Annotated in this window: 23 protein-coding genes; 21 read left to right on the top strand and 2 right to left on the bottom strand. The window is 74.8% G+C overall.

The window, feature by feature from the left end:
- Positions 1–2 precede the first annotated feature (2 nt).
- The 7 genes from aroC to nusB are packed head-to-tail and all read left to right on the top strand — an operon-like array spanning position 3 to position 5,338.
- Positions 3–1,181, top strand: a complete 1,179-nt coding sequence (gene aroC, locus ABQ292_RS12865; RefSeq protein ID WP_369206907.1) for a chorismate synthase — start codon at positions 3–5, stop codon at positions 1,179–1,181.
- Entirely contained in the window at positions 1,181–1,744 is a 564-nt protein-coding gene (locus ABQ292_RS12860; RefSeq protein WP_369206905.1) for a shikimate kinase, read from the top strand. Before aroC ends, ABQ292_RS12860 begins: the two co-directional genes overlap by 1 nt.
- Positions 1,741–2,802: a 3-dehydroquinate synthase gene (gene aroB, locus ABQ292_RS12855; protein WP_369206903.1), complete on the top strand. Its 1,062-nt coding sequence runs from the start codon at positions 1,741–1,743 to the stop codon at positions 2,800–2,802. Before ABQ292_RS12860 ends, aroB begins: the two co-directional genes overlap by 4 nt.
- Positions 2,799–3,233 (top strand): type II 3-dehydroquinate dehydratase, encoded by a 435-nt coding sequence (gene aroQ / locus ABQ292_RS12850; protein WP_369206901.1) that lies wholly within the window; start codon positions 2,799–2,801, stop codon positions 3,231–3,233. The genes aroB and aroQ overlap by 4 nt, the downstream gene beginning before the upstream one ends.
- The gene (locus tag ABQ292_RS12845; protein WP_369206899.1) at positions 3,230–4,345 is read left to right on the top strand and encodes a M24 family metallopeptidase; all 1,116 of its coding nucleotides are present in this window, start codon (positions 3,230–3,232) and stop codon (positions 4,343–4,345) included. Before aroQ ends, ABQ292_RS12845 begins: the two co-directional genes overlap by 4 nt.
- Positions 4,346–4,906, top strand: a complete 561-nt coding sequence (gene efp / locus ABQ292_RS12840) for an elongation factor P (RefSeq protein WP_369206897.1) — start codon at positions 4,346–4,348, stop codon at positions 4,904–4,906.
- Between the two features lie 21 nt (positions 4,907–4,927).
- Positions 4,928–5,338, top strand: a complete 411-nt coding sequence (gene nusB, locus ABQ292_RS12835) for a transcription antitermination factor NusB (protein WP_369206895.1) — start codon at positions 4,928–4,930, stop codon at positions 5,336–5,338.
- 7 nt (positions 5,339–5,345) lie between these two features.
- On the opposite strand, the gene ABQ292_RS12830 is transcribed toward nusB, so the two are convergent.
- Positions 5,346–5,495: a hypothetical protein gene (locus ABQ292_RS12830; protein WP_369206893.1), complete on the bottom strand. Its 150-nt coding sequence runs from the start codon at positions 5,493–5,495 to the stop codon at positions 5,346–5,348.
- Between the two features lie 252 nt (positions 5,496–5,747).
- Complete coding sequence (bldD, locus tag ABQ292_RS12825; RefSeq protein ID WP_369206891.1) at positions 5,748–6,287, bottom strand: transcriptional regulator BldD; 540 nt, start codon at positions 6,285–6,287, stop codon at positions 5,748–5,750.
- A 230-nt stretch (positions 6,288–6,517) separates the two neighbouring features.
- Here bldD and pyrR point away from each other — a divergent pair, with 230 nt between their 5' ends.
- From pyrR to ABQ292_RS12755, 14 genes are all read left to right on the top strand, one after another.
- Entirely contained in the window at positions 6,518–7,096 is a 579-nt protein-coding gene (gene pyrR / locus ABQ292_RS12820) for a bifunctional pyr operon transcriptional regulator/uracil phosphoribosyltransferase PyrR (protein ID WP_369206889.1), read from the top strand.
- Complete coding sequence (locus ABQ292_RS12815; protein WP_369206887.1) at positions 7,093–8,013, top strand: aspartate carbamoyltransferase catalytic subunit; 921 nt, start codon at positions 7,093–7,095, stop codon at positions 8,011–8,013. The genes pyrR and ABQ292_RS12815 overlap by 4 nt, the downstream gene beginning before the upstream one ends.
- Positions 8,010–9,299 (top strand): dihydroorotase, encoded by a 1,290-nt coding sequence (locus ABQ292_RS12810; protein WP_369206885.1) that lies wholly within the window; start codon positions 8,010–8,012, stop codon positions 9,297–9,299. The genes ABQ292_RS12815 and ABQ292_RS12810 overlap by 4 nt, the downstream gene beginning before the upstream one ends.
- Complete coding sequence (gene carA, locus ABQ292_RS12805) at positions 9,296–10,462, top strand: glutamine-hydrolyzing carbamoyl-phosphate synthase small subunit (RefSeq protein WP_369206883.1); 1,167 nt, start codon at positions 9,296–9,298, stop codon at positions 10,460–10,462. The genes ABQ292_RS12810 and carA overlap by 4 nt, the downstream gene beginning before the upstream one ends.
- On the top strand, positions 10,462–13,755 hold the full coding sequence (carB, locus tag ABQ292_RS12800; protein ID WP_369206881.1) for a carbamoyl-phosphate synthase large subunit: 3,294 nt from the start codon (positions 10,462–10,464) through the stop codon (positions 13,753–13,755). Before carA ends, carB begins: the two co-directional genes overlap by 1 nt.
- Positions 13,752–15,113, top strand: coding sequence for a beta/alpha barrel domain-containing protein (locus tag ABQ292_RS12795; protein ID WP_369206879.1), 1,362 nt, complete (start codon positions 13,752–13,754; stop codon positions 15,111–15,113). Before carB ends, ABQ292_RS12795 begins: the two co-directional genes overlap by 4 nt.
- Before the next feature lie 73 nt (positions 15,114–15,186).
- Positions 15,187–16,065 carry an orotidine-5'-phosphate decarboxylase gene (pyrF, locus tag ABQ292_RS12790; RefSeq protein WP_369206877.1) on the top strand — a complete coding sequence of 293 codons (879 nt, stop codon included), beginning with the start codon at positions 15,187–15,189 and terminating at the stop codon, positions 16,063–16,065.
- Between the two features lie 374 nt (positions 16,066–16,439).
- The gene (gene mihF / locus ABQ292_RS12785) at positions 16,440–16,796 is read left to right on the top strand and encodes an integration host factor, actinobacterial type (protein WP_204690438.1); all 357 of its coding nucleotides are present in this window, start codon (positions 16,440–16,442) and stop codon (positions 16,794–16,796) included.
- Between the two features lie 56 nt (positions 16,797–16,852).
- Entirely contained in the window at positions 16,853–17,458 is a 606-nt protein-coding gene (gene gmk / locus ABQ292_RS12780) for a guanylate kinase (RefSeq protein WP_369206875.1), read from the top strand.
- A 56-nt stretch (positions 17,459–17,514) separates the two neighbouring features.
- Positions 17,515–17,778, top strand: coding sequence for a DNA-directed RNA polymerase subunit omega (gene rpoZ / locus ABQ292_RS12775; RefSeq protein ID WP_012949163.1), 264 nt, complete (start codon positions 17,515–17,517; stop codon positions 17,776–17,778).
- 132 nt (positions 17,779–17,910) lie between these two features.
- A complete protein-coding gene (gene coaBC / locus ABQ292_RS12770; RefSeq protein ID WP_369206871.1) occupies positions 17,911–19,122 on the top strand; it encodes a bifunctional phosphopantothenoylcysteine decarboxylase/phosphopantothenate--cysteine ligase CoaBC in 1,212 nt (403 codons plus the stop codon).
- A gap of 145 nt (positions 19,123–19,267) precedes the next feature.
- Positions 19,268–20,464, top strand: a complete 1,197-nt coding sequence (gene metK / locus ABQ292_RS12765) for a methionine adenosyltransferase (RefSeq protein WP_369206869.1) — start codon at positions 19,268–19,270, stop codon at positions 20,462–20,464.
- Positions 20,465–20,522: 58 nt separating this feature from the next.
- Positions 20,523–20,903: a hypothetical protein gene (locus ABQ292_RS12760; protein ID WP_369206867.1), complete on the top strand. Its 381-nt coding sequence runs from the start codon at positions 20,523–20,525 to the stop codon at positions 20,901–20,903.
- A 1-nt stretch (position 20,904) separates the two neighbouring features.
- On the top strand, positions 20,905–21,093 hold a 189-nt coding region (locus ABQ292_RS12755; RefSeq protein ID WP_369206865.1), incomplete at its 3' end, for a hypothetical protein.

The raw sequence follows: 21,093 nt of genomic DNA, 5'->3' as shown, positions 1-21,093 counted from the left end.
GCATGTTGCGCTGGCTGACCGCCGGTGAGTCGCACGGCCAGCAGCTCACCGCCATCCTCGAGGGCCTGCCCGCCGGCGTGCAGGTCCAGACCGCCGACCTCGACGTCGACCTGGCCCGCCGCCGGCTCGGCCACGGCCGCGGTGCCCGCATGTCCTTCGAGCAGGACGTCGTCACGCTGACCGGCGGCATCCGGCACGGGCTGACCATGGGCGGGCCGATCGCCGTGCAGGTGGGAAACACCGAGTGGCCGAAGTGGCAGACGGTCATGTCCGCCGACCCGGTCGACCCCGAGGTGCTCGCCGATCAGGCGCGCAACGCCCCGCTGACCCGCCCGCGCCCGGGACACGCCGACCTCGCCGGCATGCAGAAGTACGGCTTCGACGACGCCCGCCCGGTGCTGGAGCGGGCCAGCGCCCGCGAGACCGCCGCCCGCGTCGCCCTCGGCGCGGTGGCGAAGGCGTTCCTCCGGCAGGCGCTGGACGTCGAGGTGGTCAGCCACGTCGTCGCCATCGGCCCGGTCGCCGTGCCCGACGGCGTGCTGCCCGGCCCGCAGGACACCCCGCGCATCGACGACGACCCGGTCCGCTGCGCCGACCCGGCCACCAGCGAGGTGATGGTGGCCGAGGTCGACGACGCCCGGAAGAACGGTGACACGCTCGGCGGGGTCGTCGAGGTCGTCGTCCACGGCCTGCCGCCGGGCCTGGGCAGCCACGTGCACTGGGACCGCCGGCTGGACTCCCGCCTGGCCGCCGCCCTCATGGGCGTGCAGTCGGTCAAGGCGGTCGAGGTCGGCGACGGCCTGGAGACCGCGCGCCGCCGCGGCTCGGTCGCGCACGACGAGATCGTCACCGAGGACGGCCGGCTGCGGCGGGTCACCGACCGCGCCGGCGGCATCGAGGGCGGCATGACCAACGGCGAGGTGCTGCGGGTCCGCGCGGCGATGAAGCCGATCTCCACCGTGCCGCGGGCCCTGGCCACCGTCGACGTCGCCACCGGCGACGCCGCCGTCGCGATCAACCAGCGCAGCGACGCCTGCGCCGTGCCCCGCGGCAGCGTGGTCATGGAGGCGATGGTCGCGCTGACCCTCGCCGACGCCGCGCTGGAGAAGTTCGGTGGCGACTCGGTGACCGAGACCCGCCGCAACGCGCGGGCCTATCTCGACGCGCTGCCCTACCGGTGATGGCGCCGCTCCTCGTGCTGGTGGGCCCGCCGGCGTCGGGCAAGACGACCGTCGGGACGGCGGTGGCAGCAGCGCTCGGCTCTCCGTTCCGCGACACCGACACCGACGTCGAGGCCGTGGCCGGCACCACCGTCGCCGACCTGTTCGTCTCCTACGGCGAGCCGCACTTCCGCGCGCTCGAGCAGCAGGCGGTGGCCCGGGCGCTGGCCGAGCACACCGGCGTGCTGGCCCTCGGCGGCGGCGCGGTGCTCAGCGCGGCCAGCCGGGAACTGCTGGTCGGCTACGGCCGCGACGGCGGCACCGTCGTCCACCTCGACGTCGACCTGCCCTCGGCGGCCAAGCGGGCGGGCCTGGCCCGCGACCGCCCGATCCTCGGCGTGAACCCGCGGGCCATGCTGCGCACCCTGCTCGAGCAGCGCGCGCCGCTCTACGCGGAGGTGGCCACCGTGGTGGTCCGCACCGGCGGCCGCGACCCGCAGGAGGTCGTCGCGGAGGTCCTCGCCGCGCTGCCGAGCGGCGCCCGGGCGGTGCGGCCCGCCGGAGCGGAGGGCACGGCCCGATGAGGCGGGTGACCGTCGCCGGGGAGAAGCCGTACGACGTCGTCATCGGGCCCGGTGCGCAGGCCGAGCTGGGCCTGGTGCTGGCCGGGACACCGAAGGCCGCCGTCGTGCACACCCGCCCGCTGGCCGCGCTGGCCGGGGCCGCCGTCGAGACGCTGCAGACCGCCGGGGTGGCCGCCGAGGCCGTCGTCGTCCCCGACGGGGAGGCGGCCAAGACCGCCGAGGTCGCCGCCGGCGTGTGGGACGAGCTGGGCCAGCTGGGACTGACCCGCTCGGACGCCGTCGTCGGCGTGGGCGGGGGAGCGCTCACCGACCTCGCCGGCTTCGTCGCCGCCACGTGGCTGCGCGGCGTGCGCGTCGTCCAGGTGCCCACCAGCGTGCTCGGCATGGTCGACGCCGCCGTCGGCGGGAAGACCGGCATCAACACCGCCGCGGGCAAGAACCTGGTCGGCGCGTTCCACCCGCCGGCCGGCGTGCTGGCCGACACCGACGTCCTCGGCGGCCTGTCGGAGGCGGAGTTCCGCTCCGGCATGGCCGAGGTGGTCAAGTGCGGCCTCATCGCCGACGCCGGCATCCTCGACCTGCTCACCGCCGACCCGACCGGCCGCCGCGACACCGGGGAGCTCATCGAGCGGGCGGTGCGGGTCAAGGCCGACGCCGTGGGGGAGGACCTGCACGACACGGGCGTGCGCGAGTTCCTCAACTACGGGCACACGCTGGCCCACGCCATCGAGCGGGTCGAGGACTTCGGTTGGCGGCACGGCGAGGCGGTCGCCGTCGGGCTGGTCTTCGCCGCCGAGCTGGCCGGGCAGGCCGGGCTGCTGAGCCGTGCCGACGTCGACCGGCACCGCGACCTGGTCGCCGCGATGGGGCTGCCCACCCGCTACGCCGGCGACTGGGCGACGCTGCAGGCGGTCATGCGGGTGGACAAGAAGGCCCGCGGCGCGACGCTGCGGTTCGTCGTCCTGGACGGGCTCGGCAGGCCGCGGATCCTCGCCGACCCCGACCAGGCCTGGCTCGACGCGGCGTGGGCCGCGGTCAGTGGAGGAGCTCGCGCGTGACGATCCAGGTGCTCAACGGCGCCAACCTCGGCCGGCTCGGCACCCGCGAGCCGGAGAAGTACGGGACGACGACGTACGCGCAGCTGGTGTCGCGGGTCGAGGAGGTCGCCGCGTCGCTCGGCCTCGACGTCCGGGTGCGCCAGACCGACTCCGAGGGCGAGCTGCTCGGGTGGGTCCACGACGCGGCCGACGCCGGGGACGCCGTGGTGATCAACCCCGCCGGCTGGTCGCACACCTCCGTCGTCCTGCGCGACGCGCTGGCGATGTTGACCGCCCCGCTCGTCGAGGTGCACATCAGCAACATCCACCGGCGTGAGGAGTTCCGGCACCACTCCTACGTCTCCGGCGTCGCCGATGGCGTCATCGCCGGGCTCGGCGTCGAGGGCTACGAGCTCGCGCTGCGCTACCTGGCCGCGCAGGGCGTCCGATGAGCCGCACGGCCGAGCGGCGGGACCGCCTGCGGGCGACGGCGTCCGAGCGGGGCCTCGACGCCGTCCTGGTCACCAACCTGCTCAACGTGCGCTACCTGACCGGGTTCACCGGCTCCAACGGCGCGCTGCTGCTGCGCAGCGACCCGTCCCGCGCCCACCCGGACCTGTTCGGCACCGACGGCCGCTACACCACCCAGGCCGGTACCCAGGTGCCCGACGTCGAGCTGCTCGTCGACCGCGGCACCGTCGCGGCGCTGGCGCGCGAGGCCGTGCGCGGGGGAGCGGGCCGGATCGGGTACGAGAGCCACGAGGTCACCGTCGACGGCCTCGGCCAGCTCGAGCGCGTGCTCGCCGACGCCGCGGCCGGCGCGACGGTGCCCGAGCTGGTGTCGGTGCGCCGGGCGGTCGAGGCGCTGCGCGCGGTCAAGGACGCCGAGGAGGTCGAGTCGCTGCGCCGGGCGTGCGCGGTGGCCGACCTGGCGCTGGCGGAGCTCGCCGGCGAGGGCGCGCTGCGGCCCGGGCGCACCGAGCTGCAGGTGGGCCGCGAGCTCGACGCGCGGATGCTCGCGCTGGGCGCCGAGGCGCCGTCGTTCGAGACGATCGTGGCCGCCGGCGCCAACTCGGCGATCCCGCACCACCGGCCCGACGGGACGGAGCTGCGGCCGGGCGACCTCCTCAAGCTGGACTTCGGCGCGACCGTCGACGGCTACCACTCCGACATGACCCGCACCGTCGTCCTCGGGCACGCCGCGGACTGGCAGCGCGAGGTGTACGAGCTGGTCGCCGCGGCGCAGGCGGCCGGGCGCGCGGCGCTGGCCGTGGGCGCCGACGTCGTCGCCGTCGACGCGGCCTCCCGCGACGTCATCGCCGCCGCGGGGCACGCCGACCACTTCACGCACGGGCTCGGCCACGGGGTGGGGCTGGAGATCCACGAGGCCCCGGGCATCGGCCCGCTGGGCGCGGGTACCCTGGCCGCCGGCATGGCCGTCACCGTGGAGCCGGGGGTCTACCTCCCCGGCCACGGCGGTGTCCGGATCGAGGACACGCTCGTCGTCACGGCGGACGCGCCCGAGTTGTTGACCCTCACGAGCAAGGAACTGCTGGTCCTCTAGATGGCTACCACCAACGACCTCAAGAACGGCATGGTCCTGAACCTCGACGGCCAGCTGTGGGCCGTCACCGAGTTCCAGCACGTCAAGCCCGGCAAGGGCGGCGCGTTCGTGCGGACGACGCTGAAGAACGTGCTCTCGGGCAAGGTCGTGGACAAGACCTTCAACGCCGGCACCAAGGTCGACACCGCCACGGTCGACAAGCGGAACATGACGTACCTGTACAAGGACGGCACCGACTTCGTCTTCATGGACGGCGACACGTTCGACCAGATCCCGGTGTCGGCGGAGACGGTCGGCTCGGGTGCGGACTACCTGCTGGAGAACACCGAGGCCGTCGTCGCCGTCCACGAGGGGATGCCGCTCTACGTCGAGCTGCCGGTGACCATGGAGCTCGTGGTCGAGCACACCGACCCGGGCCTGCAGGGCGACCGCTCCACCGGCGGCACGAAGCCGGCCACGCTGGAGACCGGCGCGCAGATCCAGGTGCCGCTGTTCGTCAACACCGGCGACAAGCTCAAGGTCGACACCCGCGACGGCCGGTACCTCGGCCGCGCCAACTGAGGCTCGCCCGGACCCTCTGACATGGCTGCCCGCACCAAGGCGCGCAAGCGCGCCATCGACGTCCTCTACGAGGCCGACCTGCGGGGTGCCGACCCGATCGAGCTGCTCCGGGAGCGGGTCGCCGACCCCTCGCCGCCGGTGCCCGACCACGCCGTCCGGCTGGTCGAGGGGGTGGCGGCGCACGCCGAGCGGATCGACGAGCTGATCGGCCGACACGCCTCGGGCTGGACGCTGGAGCGGCTGCCGGACGTCGACCGGGCGATCCTGCGCATGGCGGTCTTCGAGCTGCTGTGGGCCGACGACGTGCCCGACGCCGTCGTCATCGACGAGGCCGTGGAGCTGGCCAAGACGCTGTCGACCGACGAGTCGCCGGCCTACGTCAACGGCGTACTCGGCGCCATCCTCGACGCCGAGGTGCCCACCTCCTCCTGAGGTCGGCTCAGGCGCGGCAACCGGCCTCGGCGGCGGCCAGCATCGCGGCCGTGCGGACCTCGGCGTTGAGCCGCTGTGCGCGGCGCAGCGCCGCTCGGCGGTCGGCGGCCAGCAGGGTGTCGCGGTCGGGCATCGGGACGGGCGGGACGGTGCTCACGACTGCTCCTCGGGCTGCGCGTTCTCGGCGCTGCCCACGCTAGGGCCGCCCACCGACAGTTCCCCGTGCCCCACCTGTGACCTCGCTGGCGAGCGTGCACCCACCGGGCTCACCGCCGGCCGCGAGACCCCGGTGTGTGCACACATCGCCGTCCCGGCGCCCACGAGACCTCGATGCGTGCACACACCGCGCGTGGCCCCCTGCGGGGCCCCGCCGCGGGCCTGCGAGGAGTGGGGGTAGGAGGGTCCTCCCTCAGCGGGGGGAGCGGCGGCGGTCGCCCCAGTTCTCGTCCTCGTCGTCCAGGCCGTTGGCGCCGTTGTCCATGCCGGGGTTGAGCACACCCCACTCGATGAGCCGGGTGGTCAGCTCGTCGGGGCTCATGTCGTAGATGATCGCCAGCGACTTCAGGTCCTCGGCGCGGATGGACAGCACCTTGCCGTTGTAGTCGTGGCGCTGCGCCTGGATGGTCGAGGCGTAGCGCGCCAGCGGGCCGGCCTCGTCGGCGGGCAGCGAGCCCAGCGACTCGAGGTTCAGCACGATCTTCGTCGTCGAGGTGACCGCGGACGACGGCCGCGGGTCGGGCAGCAGCTCGGAGACCGGCACGCCGTAGAACACGGCCAGCTCCGAGAGCCGCTGGACGGTCACCGCGCGGTCGCCACGCTCGTAGGAGCCGACGACCACCGCCTTCCACCGTCCGTGGGACTTGTCCTCCACACCCTGCAGGGACAGGCCCTGCTGGTTGCGGATCGCGCGAAGTCGGGCACCGAGGGCCCGCGAGTAGTCGGTGCTCATGGGTGTCCGCTCACTGTCCGTCGTGGTGTCTGGCCTCTAGTCGTCACGCAGCGTACTTGCTGATCCGGGACGGCGACAGCGGCTGTCCCCGGAACGTGCATCCGCGGACAGCCTCCCCACCTGCGCACCCACGACGCGCGACGGCGGTCACACCATCGGGTGCAGTACGGTCGGCGGCGGTCCACCCACTCCTTTAACGACCCGTCCCGTGAGGCGGGGAAGGAGGCCTGATGGCCAGCGTGCCCGAGCCTGCCCCCGGCCAGTCCGCTCCCGGGGTGCTGCTCGCCCCCGCCGACGTCGCCCGCGTGGTCGACCGGATGGCCCACCAGCTGATCGAGAAGGCCGGCGACTCCCTGGCCGACCTCGTCCTGGTCGGCATCCCCACCCGCGGCGCCCCGCTGGCCCGGCGGCTGGCCGCCCGCGTCGGGACGTTCAGCGGGACGGCGGTCGACGTCGGCACCGTCGACATCACGCTCTACCGCGACGACCTGCGGCTGCGCGGCGTCCGCGCGCTGGAGGACACCGTGCTCCCGCCCGCGGGCATCGACGGCCGGCTGGTGGTCCTCGTCGACGACGTGCTGTTCTCCGGCCGCTCGGTGCGCGCCGCCCTCGACGCGCTGCGCGACCTCGGCCGGCCGCGGGCGGTGCAGCTCGCCGTCCTGGTCGACCGCGGCCACCGCGAGCTGCCGATCCGCGCGGACTACGTGGGCAAGAACGTGCCCACCGCGCGCACGCAGCAGGTGCGGGTCCACCTGGCCGAGGTCGACGGCACCGACGAGGTGCTCGTGACGGAGGGGGAGACCCGGTGAAACGGCACCTGCTGGACGCCGCGGACCTCGACCGGGCCGACGCGACGCTGGTCCTCGACACCGCCGCGCAGATCGACCAGGCGCTGGCCGGCCGTGAGGTCAAGAAGCTGCCCACGCTGCGCGGCCGCACGGTGGTCAACCTCTTCTACGAGGACTCCACCCGCACCCGCATCTCCTTCGAGCTGGCGGCCAAGCGGCTGTCCGCCGACGTCATCAACTTCTCCGCCAAGGGCAGCAGCGTCTCCAAGGGCGAGAGCCTCAAGGACACCGCGCTCACCCTCGAGGCGATGGGCAGCGACGCGATCGTCGTCCGGCACGGCGCGTCCGGCGCCCCGCACCGGCTGGCCCACTGGGTCCGCGGCAGCGTCGTCAACGCCGGCGACGGCACCCACGAGCACCCCACCCAGGCGCTGCTGGACGCCTACACGATCCGGCACCGGCTGGGTCGCCTCGACGGCGTCCGGGTCGTGATCGTCGGCGACGTGCTGCACAGCCGGGTGGCCCGCTCCAACGTCTGGCTGCTGAGCACGCTCGGCGCGGAGGTCACCCTCGTCGCGCCGCCGACGCTGCTGCCGGTGGGGGTCGGGTCCTGGCCGGTCGAGGTGTCCTACGACCTCGACGCCGTCCTGCCCAAGGCCGACGCGGTGATGATGCTGCGGGTCCAGGCCGAGCGGATGAACGCCTCGTTCTTCCCCAGCGCGCGGGAGTACAGCCGCCGCTACGGCCTCGACGCCCACCGCATGGCCGCGCTGTCCGGCGAGGCGATCGTCATGCACCCCGGCCCCATGAACCGCGGCATGGAGATCGCCGCCGACGTCGCCGACTCGGTCCGCTCGACCATCGTCGAGCAGGTCGGCAACGGCGTCAGCGTCCGCATGGCCGTGCTCTACCTGCTACTCGGAGGCGCCTCCTCGTGACCACGCTCATCATCAAGGGGGCGCGCGTCCTCGGCGGGCAGCCCGCCGACCTGCTGCTCCAGGACGGCCGGATCGCCGCCGTCGGGGAGCGGCTGAGCGCCACCGGCGCCGACGTCCTCGACGCCGGCGGGCTGGTCGCGCTCCCGGGCCTGGTCGACCTGCACACGCACCTGCGCGAGCCCGGCCGCGAGGACGCCGAGACCGTCGAGACCGGCAGCCGTGCCGCGGCGCTCGGCGGCTACACCGCCGTGCACGCGATGGCCAACACCGACCCGGTCGCCGACACCGCGGGCGTCGTGGAGCAGGTGTGGCGGCTCGGGCAGCAGGCCGGCCTGGTCGACGTCGTCCCGGTGGGCGCGGTGACCGTCGGACTCAAGGGCGAGCGGCTCGCCGAGCTCGGCGCGATGGCCGACTCCGCCGCCCGGGTGCGGGTCTTCTCCGACGACGGGCACTGCGTGGCCGACCCCGCGCTGATGCGCCGCGCGCTGGAGTACGTCAAGGCCTTCGACGGCGTCGTCGCCCAGCACGCCGAGGAGCCGCGACTGACCGTCGGCGCGCAGATGAACGAGGGCGACCTGTCGGCGCGGCTGGGGCTGACCGGCTGGCCGGCCGCCGCCGAGGAGGCGGTCATCGCCCGCGACGTGCTGCTGGCCGAGCACGTGGGCGCGCGGCTGCACGTGTGCCACGTGTCCACCGCCGGGTCGGTGGAGATCCTGCGGTGGGCGAAGTCGCGCGGTGTCCGGGTGACCGCCGAGGTGACGCCGCACCACCTGCTGCTCACCGAGGCCTGCGCGGGCAGCTACGACCCGGTGTTCAAGGTCAACCCGCCGCTCCGGACGGACGCCGACGTGGCGGCCGTGCGGTCCGGTGTGGCCGACGGCACGATCGACGCCGTCGCCACCGACCACGCGCCGCACGCGGTGGAGGACAAGGAGAGCGAGTGGGCGCAGGCCCGGCCCGGGATGCTCGGGCTGGAGCAGGCGCTCCCGGTCGTCGTCGAGACGCTGGTGGAGCCCGGCCTGCTCGACTGGGCCGGCGTCGCCGACCGGATGTCGGTGCGCCCCGCGGCGATCGGCCGACTGACCGGCCACGGGCGCCCGCTGGTGCCCGGCGAGCCCGCGAACCTGCTGCTGCTGGACCCCGCCGCCCGGGCCGTCGTCGACCCGGCCGCGCTGGCCAGCCGCAGCCGCAACAGCCCCTACGCCGGCCGGGAGCTGCCCGGCCGGGTGGTCGCGACGTTCCTCCGGGGGACGGCGACCGTGCTCGACGGGAAGGCACAGAAGTGACCGAGGCGATCCTCGTGCTCGAGGACGGCAGGACGTTCCGCGGTGAGGCCTACGGCAGCGTCGGGACGACGGTCGGCGAGGCGGTGTTCGCCACGGGGATGACCGGCTACCAGGAGACGCTCACCGACCCGAGCTACGCCGGCCAGATCGTCACCATGACCGCGCCGCACATCGGCAACACCGGCGTCAACGGCGAGGACGACGAGAGCCGCCGCATGTGGGTGGCCGGCTTCGTCGTCCGCGACCCCGCCCGCCGCCCGGCCAACTGGCGGGCCACCGGCAGCCTGGACGACGAGCTGCGCGCCCAGGGCGTGGTCGGGATCAGCGGCGTGGACACCCGCGCGCTGACCCGTCACCTGCGCGAGCGCGGCGCCATGCGCGGGGGGATCAGCAGCGAGAGCACGGACGCCGACGCGCTGCTCACCCGCGTCCGCGCCGCCGAGGGCATGGTCGGTGCCGACCTCGCGCCGCGGGTCAGCACCGCCGAGCCCTACGTCGTCCCCGCGGTCGGGGAGCGGCGGTTCACCATCGCCGCGCTCGACCTGGGCATCAAGACGGCCACCCCGCGGCACCTGGCCGAGCTCGGCGTCGAGACGCACGTGCTGCCCTCGACGGCGACCGCGCAGGACCTGCTGGCCGCCGGTCCCGACGGCGTCTTCCTGTCCAACGGCCCGGGCGACCCGGCCGCGGCCGACTACGCGGTCGAGGCGGTGCGCGGCGTGCTCGACGCCGGCCGGCCGCTGTTCGGCATCTGCTTCGGCAACCAGGTCCTCGGCCGGGCGCTGGGCCTGGGCACCTACAAGCTGCGCTTCGGGCACCGCGGCCTCAACCAGCCGGTGCTCGACCGGGTCAGCGGCACCGTGCGGGTGACCAGCCACAACCACGGCTTCGCCGTCGACGCGCCGCTGGACCGGTCCACCGACACCCCCTACGGCCGGGTCGAGGTCAGCCACGTGGGCCTCAACGACGACGTCGTCGAGGGGCTGCGCCTGCTGGACGCGCCGGCGTTCAGCGTGCAGTTCCACCCGGAGTCGGCAGCCGGCCCCCACGACGCCGCGCCGCTGTTCCAGCGCTTCGTCGACCTGATGGACGCCCACCGCGGCGACGGGTCGGCGGTCAGCGCACCGACGACGGTCGAGCACAGCACCGGGGAGAACGCCTGATGCCCAAGCGCACCGACATCGCGCACGTCCTGGTGATCGGCTCCGGGCCGATCCTCATCGGGCAGGCCGCCGAGTTCGACTACTCCGGCACCCAGGCCTGCCGCGTGCTGCGCGCCGAGGGCCTGCGGGTGAGCCTGGTCAACAGCAACCCGGCGACGATCATGACCGACCCCGACGTCGCCGACGCCACGTACGTCGAGCCGCTGACGCCGGAGTTCGTCGAGCGGGTCATCGCCAAGGAGCGGCCCGACGCGCTGCTGGCCACCCTCGGCGGGCAGACCGCGCTCAACATCGCCATCGGCCTGTACGACAGCGGCGTCCTCGAGCGCTACGGGGTCCGGCTGATCGGCGCCGACGTCGACGCGATCAACCGCGGCGAGGACCGGCAGATGTTCAAGGACATCGTCCGCTCGATCGGCGCCGACGCCCCGCGCTCCCGGGTGTGCGCGAGCATCGAGGAGGCCCTGGAGACGGCGGGCGAGGTCGGCTACCCGGTGGTCATCCGGCCGAGCTTCACCATGGGCGGCCTCGGGTCGGGCATCGCCACCGACGAGCCGATGCTGCGCCGCATGGCCGGCCACGGCCTGGCCGACTCCCCGGTGCACACCGTCCTCATCGAGGAGTCGGTGCTCGGCTGGAAGGAGTACGAGCTCGAGCTGATGCGCGACCGCAGCGACAACGTGGTCGTCATCTGCTCGATCGAGAACGTCGACGCGATGGGCGTGCACACCGGCGACTCGGTCACCGTCGCCCCGGCGATGACGCTCACCGACCGCGAGTACCAGCGGATGCGCGACGTCGGCATGGCGGTGCTGCGCGAGGTCGGCGTCGACACCGGTGGCTGCAACATCCAGTTCGCCGTCCACCCGGGGACCGGCCGGCTGGTCGTCATCGAGATGAACCCGCGGGTGTCGCGCTCGAGCGCCCTGGCGTCGAAGGCCACCGGTTTCCCCATCGCCAAGATCGCCGCGAAGCTGGCCATCGGCTACACCCTCGACGAGATCACCAACGACATCACCGGCGTCACCCCCGCGAGCTTCGAGCCGGCGCTGGACTACGTCGTCGTCAAGATCCCGCGGTTCGCGTTCGAGAAGTTCCCCGGCGCCGACCCGCGGCTGACCACGACGATGAAGAGCGTCGGCGAGGTCATGGCGATGGGCCGCAACTTCCCCGAGGCGCTGGGCAAGGCGATGCGGTCCACCGAGACGAAGGTCGCGGGCTTCTGGACCGGCCCGGAGGACGGGTCCAGCGCCGAGGAGCTGCTGGAGGCGCTGCGCACGCCGGTCGACGGCCGGCTGTACCTCGCCGAGCGGGCGCTGGCCGCCGGCGCCACGGTCGAGCAGGTCGCGCGGGCCAGCGGCTTCGACCCGTGGTTCGTCGACCAGATCGCGCTGGTGCGCGAGGTCGGGGAGGCCGTGCGCGACGCCCCGGCGCTGACCCCGGAGGTGCTGCGCCGGGCCAAGCGGCACGGCCTGTCCGACCGGCAGGTGGCCGCGCTGCGCCCGGAGCTGTCCGGGGAGGACGGTGTCCGGCTGCTGCGGCACCGCCTGGGCATCCGGCCGGTCTACAAGACCGTGGACACCTGCGCCGCCGAGTTCGCCGCTCGCACGCCGTACCACTACTCGTCCTACGACGAGGAGACCGAGGTGGAGCCGCGGGAGAAGCCGGCGGTGCTCATCCTCGGCTCGGGCCCGAACCGGATCGGGCAGGGCATCGAGTTCGACTACTCGTGCGTGCACGCGGCCATGGCGCTGCAGGACGCGGGCTACGAGGCCGTGATGGTCAACTGCAACCCCGAGACCGTCTCCACCGACTACGACACCGCCGACCGGCTGTACTTCGAGCCGCTGACCTTCGAGGACGTCCTCGAGGTGGTCGAGGCCGAGCGCGCGGCCGGGCCGGTCGCCGGGGTCATCTGCACCCTCGGCGGGCAGACGCCGCTGGGCCTGGCGCAGCGGCTCAAGGACGCCGGCGTCCCGGTGCTGGGCACCTCGCCGGAGGCCATCGACGACGCCGAGCACCGGGGCGCGTTCTCACGGGTGCTCGCCGACACCGGGCTGACCGCGCCCAAGCACGGCACCGCGACGACCTTCGCCGAGGCGCGGGAGATCGCCGCCGGCATCGGCTACCCGGTGCTGGTGCGGCCGTCCTACGTGCTCGGCGGGCGCGGCATGGAGATCGTCTACGAGGAGGCCTCGCTGGAGGCCTACATCGCCAAGGCCACCGACGTCAGCCCCGAGCACCCCGTGCTGGTCGACCGGTTCCTCGAGGACGCCGTCGAGATCGACGTCGACGCGCTCTACGACGGCGCCGAGCTCTACCTCGGCGGGGTCATGGAGCACATCGAGGAGGCCGGCATCCACTCCGGCGACTCGGCGTGCGCGCTGCCGCCGATCACGCTGGGGTCGGCCGACCTGGCGCAGATCCGCAGCGCCACCGAGGCGCTGGCCGCCCGCATCGGCGTGCGCGGCCTGATCAACGTCCAGTACGCGATCAAGGACGACGTCCTGCACGTCATCGAGGCCAACCCGCGGGCCAGCCGCACGGTGCCGTTCGTGTCCAAGGCGACCGCCGTCCAGCTGGCCAAGGCCGCCGCCCGGATCGCCGTCGGGGACTCCATCGCCGACCTGCGCACCGCCGGGGTCCTGCCGGCGACCGGCGACGGCACCGACCTCCCCGAGGACGCGCCGATCGCGGTGAAGGAGGCGGTGCTGCCCTTCCACCGCTTCCGCACCGTCGAGGGCCACGGCGTCGACACGGTGCTGTCGCCGGAGATGAAGTCGACCGGCGAGGTCATGGGCATCGACGACGGCTTCGGCACCGCGTTCGCCAAGTCGCAGGCCGCCGCCTACGGCTCGCTGCCCACCTCCGGCACCGTGTTCGTGTCGCTGGCCAACCGCGACAAGCGGGCCGCGGTGTTCCCGGTCAAGCGGCTGGCCGACCTGGGCTTCCGGGTCCTGGCGACCTCCGGCACCGCGCAGGTGCTGCGCCGCAACGGCGTGGCGTGCGAGGTGGTCGGCAAGTACAGCGAGGGCCCCGGCAACTGCGTCGAGCGGATCCTCGCCGGCGACGTCGACATCGTCGTCAACACGCCCTTCGGCTCACCGGGCAACAGCGGGCCGCGGCTGGACGGCTACGAGATCCGCACGGCGGCCGTCGCCGCCGGGATCCCGTGCATCACCACGGTGCAGGGCATGGCCGCGGCGGTGCAGGGCGTGGAGGCGCTGCGCCGCGGCGACCTCGGCGTCCGCAGCCTGCAGGAGTTCCACGCCGCGCTCACCCCGCGCCCGTGAGCAGCCGTCCCCCCGGCGTCGGCACCCCGGGCGTCGTCGGGCGGGTGCGGGAGGAACTGGTCGCCCGCGGGCTGGTCGACGGGCTGCCGGCGGCGTTCCTCGCCGGCGTCACCCGCTTCGCCCGGCCGCCGCAGGCCGAGCTGGACGCGCTGACCGCGGCCGCCGAGGGGCTCGCCGCCCGGCTGGCCGCGGGGGAGGCCGGCGAGGCCGACCTGCCGCTGCTGACCCGCGTGCTGTTCTCCGCCGGCCACGGCGGGGTGCTCGCCGCCTGCGGGGTGCGGACGCCGTCCTACGACGTGCTGGGCTCCTACCGCGACAACCTGCGGACGCCGGTCGGTCCCCGGCTGCCCGAGCGGCCGCGCGCGGGCGACCGCCGCTGGCGGGTGCTCGGCCGCGACGTCGGCTTCCCGATCGGGGTGCCGGCCTGCGTGCTGGGCGGCGGCGAGGAGTGGGTGCGCTTCCACGCCCGCAACGGGTTCAGCGTGCTCACCTACAAGACGGTGCGCAGCCGCGCCCACGAGCCCAACGTGCAGCCGAACTGGACCTTCGCGCCCCGTCCGCCGGGGGACGTGGTCGTCTCCGACCCGTGGGACTGGGTCGAGCCCGGCTCGCCCGACGTCAGCACGGTCAACTCCTTCGGCGTCCCCTCCCCGGCGCCGGAGGAGTGGATGCCCGACCTCGAGCGGTCGCTGGCGGCCGTGGACGACGACCAGCTGCTGCTGGTCAGCGTCATGGGGGAGGGCGACGGGACGGCCCTGGTCGACGACTTCGCGCGGACGGCGACGCTCGCGGAGGAGGCCGGCGCGACCGTGGTCGAGCTCAACCTGTCCTGCCCGAACACGCTCGCCGCGACCGCCGACGGCGTGAAGCCGCCGCTGTGCCTGGACGCCGGGGCCACGCTCGCCGTGGTCGAGGGCGTGCGCCGGGCGCTGGACGACCGCACCGGCCTGGTGGCCAAGCTCTCCTGGCTCGACGAGCAGCGCCTGGCCGCGCTGGTGCCGCGGCTGGGCCCGCTGGTCGACGGCGTGGCCGGCATCAACACCGTGCCGAGCCGGGTGGTGCGCAGCGACGGCGAGCCGACGTTCCCCGGCCGCGCGGTGGCCGGGCTCTCGGGGGCCGCGGTCCGCGAGCCCGCCCTCGACCTCACCCGCCGGCTGGTCGCGCTGCGCGAGGCCGGGGGGCACTCCTTCGCCGTGCTGGCGATGGGCGGGGTCACCGACCCGGCGTCGTTCGCGGCGCTGCACGGGGCGGGCGCGGACGCCGTGCAGTCGGCCTCGGGCGCCTTCGCCGACCCGTTCCTCGCCCGCGACTGCATCGCCGCGCTCGGCGACACCCTGCCGCGGGCGGTGCGGAGGTGACCGAGCTCGCGAGGTCACCCGTGGACACGGCACTCCCCGGCACGGGATCGACGAGCCCCGGCGAGGAGAGCCCGTGACCGCGCCGTTCGGGCAGCGCCTCGCCGAGGCCGTCGCCGCCCGCGGGCCGCTGTGCGTCGGCATCGACCCGCACGTGCCGCTCCTGCAGCGCTGGGGACTGCCCGACGCCCCGGAGGGGCTGGCCCGGTTCACCGACGCCGTCGTCGACGCGCTGGCCGGCGAGGTCGCCGTCCTCAAGCCGCAGATCGCCTTCTACGAGCGGCACGGCTCGCGCGGCCTGGCCGTGCTCGAGGACGCCGTCGCCCGGGCCCGCGCGGCCGGCGCGCTCGTGCTCCTGGACGCCAAGCGCGGCGACATCGGCTCGACGATGGACGCCTACGCCGACGTGCTGCGCCCCGACCACCCGCTGGCCGTCGACGCCCTGACCGTCAGCCCCTACCTCGGCCCCGGCTCGCTGCAGCCGGCCGTCGACACCGCGCGCCTGCACGGCGGTGGCCTCTTCGTGCTGGCCAGGACCTCCAACCCCGACGCCGGCACGCTCCAGCACGCGCTGGTGGGCGAGCGGACCGTCGCCCAGGCCGTGGTCGACGCCGTCCGCGGCTGGAACACCCCCGGCTGGGTGGTCGGCGACCCGCTGCCCGACCTCGGCGCGGTGCAGGACCTGTCGAGTCGCTGGGGCGCCACGACCGGCAGCTTCGGCGTGGTGGTGGGCGCGACGCTGCCCGACCTCGACGTCGACCTCGACGGCCTCGGTGGGCCGGTGCTCGCGCCCGGCCTCGGCGCGCAGGGCGGCTCGGCGGCCGGCCTGCGCCGGCTGTTCGGCACCGGCCGGGCCGTCGTCCCCACCGTCTCCCGCGACGTCCTCGCCGCCGGGCCGGACCCGGCCGCGCTGCGTGCCGCCGCCGCCCGGTGGGCGGCGGAGCTGGCCGCGTGAGGCGCGCCCTGCCGTGGGTGGTGGCGGCGCCCGTCCGGAGGCCCGGGACGGGGGTCCTGACCCGCCCTCCCCGGTCCCGCGCGTCGGCGCTCCGGCGTGTCGCCGTCCCGGCGTGTCCCGGGACGGGAGGGGAGAACGAATGCGTTCCGTATACTTCGTGAACTGCGTCGATTCCGGAGCGTCACGACCAGGGCACACGTTGCGTGATCAGTGGCCGAGGGGAGATCGAAGAGGCGCGCCGATGTGGGCGTGACCTGCGGATTCCCGGTTACTAGGTTGATCGCCGGGCTCGAGACCACGGGCACCGACAACCCCTCGAGACAGCGCACAGAGACGCCGGGGACGTCCCCGGCGACGACACGATCGGACGCACCATGCCCCTCCCTGACCTGTCCCCGGAACAGCGCGCCGCCGCGCTGGAGAAGGCCGCTGCCGCCCGCAAGGCGCGCGCCGAGCTCCGCGAGCGGCTCAAGAGCAAGGGCACCACGGTCGGTGACGTCCTCCGCCAGGGCGAGACCGACGAGGTGATCGGCAAGATGCGGGTCTCCGCGGTCCTGGAGAGCCTGCCCGGTGTCGGCAAGGCACGGGCTGCGAAGATCATGGAGCGGCTCGAGATCTCCCCGACCCGCCGGGTGCGCGGCCTGGGTGCGAACCAGCGTCGGGCGCTCGAGTCGGAGTTCGGCGGTGAGCAGGTGGTCGCCGAGCAGGTGCCCGCCGACTCGACCGCCTGACCCGGGGGCGCACCCGACACCCCGACGACGCCGGCAGTACGGACGAGGACGACGCGTTGCCCAGTGCACCCCAGCCCCCCGCCCCGGCGCGCCTGACGGTGCTCTCCGGCCCCTCGGGGGTCGGCAAGGGCACCGTCGTCGCCGAGGTCCGCCGCCGGTACCCGGAGGTGTGGGTGTCGGTGTCGGTGACCACCCGGGCCCGCCGGCCCGGCGAGGTCGACGGGGTGCACTACTCCTTCCTCACCGACGCCGAGTTCGACCGGCTGGTCGCCGAGGACGGCCTGCTGGAGTGGGCCGAGTACGCCGGCAACCGTTACGGCACGCCGGCCGCCCCGGTGCGCGAGCGACTCGCCACCGGGGCGCCGGCGCTCCTCGAGATCGAGCTGCAGGGCGCCCGCCAGGTGCGTGCGCGCGCTCCGGAGGCGCAGCTGGTCTTCCTGGCGCCGCCGTCGTGGGCCGAGCTGAGGAGCCGGCTGGCCGGCCGCGGCTCCGAGCCGCCGGCCGTGCAGGAGCGCCGGCTGGCCATCGCGCAGGCCGAGCTGGACGCCGCGGGGGAGTTCGACGTCGTGGTCGTCAACGACGACGTCGTCCGGGCCGCCGACGAGTTGGTAGGCTTGCTGACTGCGCCGTCGTCCGGTAGGGCGGTCGGCGCCTCCGAGTGACCGGGCCGTCCGAGGCCCCACCACTCCCGCCGATCGAACGAGGAGCACGCCCGCCCGTGTCCGGAGTCGCACCCGCCCCCGAGGGCATCACCAACCCGCCGATCGACGAGCTGCTCGAGCGCACCAGCAGCAAGTACGGCCTGGTGATCTTCGCCGCCAAGCGCGCGCGGCAGATCAACGCCTACTACAGCCAGCTCTCCGAGGGCCTGCTCGAGTACGTCGGCCCGCTCGTCGACACCGCCCCCCAGGAGAAGCCCCTCTCGATCGCGCTGCGCGAGATCAACGAGGGTCTGCTCACCCACACCGCCGGCGAGAACTGAGCAAGGACCCCGTCGCCCCCGCCGCTCGCAGGCTCGCGGCGGGGCCCTGCGACGGGGCCGTTCCAGGCTCTTGCGAGTGACGCCCCTGGCCTGTGCCGGGGGCGTCGTCGTGTCTGCGGGAGGATCGTGCGCATGAGCCGGATCGTGCTGGGCGTGGGCGGCGGCGTGGCCGCGTACAAGGCGGCGCTGCTGCTGCGGGCGCTGACCGAGGCGGGGCACGAGGTGCGTGTCGTGCCGACCGAGTCGGCGCTGCACTTCGTCGGCGCGGCCACCTTCGAGGCGCTGTCGGGCAACCCCGTCACCACCGACGTGTGGTCCCACGTCCCCGAGGTCGCGCACGTGCGGATCGGGCAGACCGCCGACCTCGTCGTCGTCGCGCCCGCCACGGCGGACCTGCTCGCCCGCGCCGCCGGGGGCCGCGCCGACGACCTGCTCACCGCCACCCTGCTGACCGCGCACTGCCCGGTCGTGTTCGTCCCCGCCATGCACACCGAGATGTGGCTGCACCCGGCCACCCAGGACAACGTCGCCACGCTGCGCCGCCGCGGGTCGGTCGTGCTGCCGCCCGCGGTCGGCCGGCTGACCGGCCCCGACTCCGGGCCCGGCCGGCTGCCCGAGCCCACCGACGTCGCCGCGCTGGCGCAGGTCGTGCTCGCCGCGGGCGGCGACGTGCTGCGCGCCGACCTCACCGGCCGACGGGTGGTGGTCAGCGCCGGCGGCACCCGCGAGCCGCTCGACCCGGTGCGCTACCTCGGCAACCGCTCGTCGGGCAAGCAGGGCTGGGCGCTGGCCCGGGTGGCCGCCGCCCGGGGCGCCGAGGTGGTCCTGGTGGCGGCCAACGTCGACGCGCCGGCTCCCTTCGGCGTCCGCGTGGTGCCGGTGGGGACGGCGGAGGAGCTGCGCACCGCGGTGCTGGCCGAGGCACCGGAGGCCGACGTCGTCGTCATGACCGCCGCGGTCGCCGACTTCCGGCCCGCGTCGGTCGCGGCCACCAAGCTGAAGAAGGACAGCGCCCGCGAGCCCGACAGCGTGCCGCTGGTGCGCAACCCCGACGTGCTCGCCGAGCTGGTCACCAAGCGCACGCCCGGCCAGCTGGTGGTCGGGTTCGCCGCCGAGACCGGCGACGACACCGGCGACGTGCTCGCCCACGCCCGCGCCAAGCTCGCCCGCAAGGGCTGCGACCTGCTGGTGGTCAACGACGTCTCCGGCGGCGGCGTGTTCGGCCGACCCGACAACGCCGCGGTCGTGCTCGCCGCCGACGGCACCGCCACCGAGGTGCCGCGCGGCAGCAAGGACGCCGTCGCCGCGGCCGTGTGGGAGGCCGTCCTGCCGCGGCTGCCGTGAGCCGCCGCCCGCCCACCCGCCCTGACCCCCCGCGCGCTGCCGACCGCCGGGACACGCCGGTAACGTGACCCGACGGCCGGACCACCGGCCGCCACCTCGTCACCGCAGCAGTCACCGCAGCAGTCACCGAAACAGGGAGAACCGAGTGTCACGCCGCCTCTTCACCTCCGAGTCGGTGACCGAGGGCCACCCCGACAAGATCGCCGACCAGATCAGCGACGCGATCCTCGACCAGATGCTCGGGCAGGACCCGCGCAGCCGGGTCGCCGTCGAGACGATGATCACCACCGGTCAGGTGCACATCGCCGGCGAGGTCACCACCGCCGGCTACGTCGACATCGCCGACGTCGTCCGGAAGACCATCCTCGGCATCGGCTACGACTCCTCGCGCAAGGGCTTCGACGGCGCCTCCTGCGGGGTCAGCGTCTCCATCGGCGCCCAGTCGCCCGACATCGCCCAGGGCGTCGACACCGGCTACGAGGCGCGCACCGCCGGCGACACCGAGGACGAGATCGAGCGGCAGGGCGCCGGCGACCAGGGCCTGATGTTCGGCTACGCCACCGACGAGACGCCCGAGCTCATGCCGCTGCCGATCGCGCTGGCCCACCGGCTGGCCCGGCGGCTCTCGACGGTCCGCAAGGACGGCTCGGTGCCCTACCTGCGGCCCGACGGCAAGACCCAGGTCACCGTGATCTACGAGGACGACCGGCCGGTCGGCGTCGACACCGTGGTCGTCTCCTCGCAGCACGCCGAGGACATCTCCATCGAGCAACTGCTCACCCCGGACGTCGAGGAGCTCGTCGTCGAGCCCGAGCTCGCCGCGCTCGGCCTGCCCACCACCGGTCACCGGCTGTTGGTCAACCCGACCGGCAAGTTCGTCATCGGCGGCCCGATGGGCGACGCCGGCCTGACCGGCCGCAAGATCATCGTCGACACGTACGGCGGCATGGCCCGCCACGGCGGCGGCGCGTTCTCCGGCAAGGACCCGTCGAAGGTCGACCGGTCGGGGGCCTACGCGATGCGCTGGGTGGCGAAGAACGTCGTCGCCGCGGGACTGGCCCGCCGCTGCGAGGTGCAGGTCGCCTACGCGATCGGCGCGGCCCACCCGGTGGGCCTGTTCGTCGACACCCACGGCACCGGCACCGTCGCCGACGACGTCCTCGAGAAGGCGGTCATGACGGTGTTCGACCTGCGCCCGGGTGCCATCGTGCGCGACCTGGACCTGCTGCGGCCGATCTACGGGCCGACCGCCGCCTACGGCCACTTCGGCCGCACGGACGTCGAGCTGCCCTGGGAGCGCACCGACCGCGTCGACGCGCTGCGCTCCGCCGTCGGCGCTTGACCCCTCAGTCCTCAACAGGTCGTTGACAACGACCTGTTGAGATCCCAGCCTGGTCGTCGTGGCACCTGCGGACGACGACCAGGCCCGGGCGGCGCGCGAGGCGGCAGCCCGTGCCCGCCTCCTCGAGGCGGGCGCCGCCGGTCTCCCGCGGCCGCCGTGGCTGCACGGCGCCCAGCCGCCGTCGGCGGCCGACCTCGTCCGGTTCGCCCTGTGGCGGGCCGGGGGAGAGGACGCCGACGGCGACGTGCTGCTGGCCGCCCTCGCGCTGCTGCCCGCCGTCCGCGCCGAGGCCGACCAGCTCGAGGCGGGGCTGCTGCTCACCGCGCGTGCCTGCGGCCTGTCCTGGCCGCGCATCTCCGCCGCCCTCGGGCTGGCCTCCCCCCAGGCGGCGCAGCAGCGCTTCGACCGGGTGAGCGGCCGCGTCGAGGGGCGGGGCTGAGATGGCGCACCGCTCCGCCACCGAGGACCTGGCGCTGCACGGCGTGCGGGTGCTGGGCTTCCCGACGACGGCGCGCGTCGCCGGCCGCTTCCGGCTCGACCGCGACGCCGTCGACGAGGCACTGCTCGACGCCGAGGCGCGCGGCTGGGTGCGTCGGCTCTCCTTCGGCGGCAGCGCGGGCTGGTCGCTG

It is taken from the genome of Geodermatophilus maliterrae (genome assembly GCF_041018925.1).
Taxonomy (GTDB): Bacteria; Actinomycetota; Actinomycetes; order Mycobacteriales; family Geodermatophilaceae; genus Geodermatophilus; species Geodermatophilus maliterrae.
This window is presented reverse-complemented; position numbering and strand designations above follow the sequence as displayed.

What these genes read in the sequence shown, in the direction of transcription:
- aroC (WP_369206907.1), top strand. Translation starts at nt 3, where the DNA reads ATGTTGCGCTGGCTGACCGCCGGTGAGTCGCACGGCCAGCAGCTCACC.
- ABQ292_RS12860 (WP_369206905.1), top strand. Translation starts at nt 1,181, where the DNA reads ATGGCGCCGCTCCTCGTGCTGGTGGGCCCGCCGGCGTCGGGCAAGACG.
- aroB (WP_369206903.1), top strand. Translation starts at nt 1,741, where the DNA reads ATGAGGCGGGTGACCGTCGCCGGGGAGAAGCCGTACGACGTCGTCATC.
- ABQ292_RS12845 (WP_369206899.1), top strand. Translation starts at nt 3,230, where the DNA reads ATGAGCCGCACGGCCGAGCGGCGGGACCGCCTGCGGGCGACGGCGTCC.
- efp (WP_369206897.1), top strand. Translation starts at nt 4,346, where the DNA reads ATGGCTACCACCAACGACCTCAAGAACGGCATGGTCCTGAACCTCGAC.
- nusB (WP_369206895.1), top strand. Translation starts at nt 4,928, where the DNA reads ATGGCTGCCCGCACCAAGGCGCGCAAGCGCGCCATCGACGTCCTCTAC.
- bldD (WP_369206891.1), bottom strand. Translation starts at nt 6,287, where the DNA reads ATGAGCACCGACTACTCGCGGGCCCTCGGTGCCCGACTTCGCGCGATC.
- pyrR (WP_369206889.1), top strand. Translation starts at nt 6,518, where the DNA reads ATGGCCAGCGTGCCCGAGCCTGCCCCCGGCCAGTCCGCTCCCGGGGTG.
- carB (WP_369206881.1), top strand. Translation starts at nt 10,462, where the DNA reads ATGCCCAAGCGCACCGACATCGCGCACGTCCTGGTGATCGGCTCCGGG.
- mihF (WP_204690438.1), top strand. Translation starts at nt 16,440, where the DNA reads ATGCCCCTCCCTGACCTGTCCCCGGAACAGCGCGCCGCCGCGCTGGAG.
- coaBC (WP_369206871.1), top strand. Translation starts at nt 17,911, where the DNA reads ATGAGCCGGATCGTGCTGGGCGTGGGCGGCGGCGTGGCCGCGTACAAG.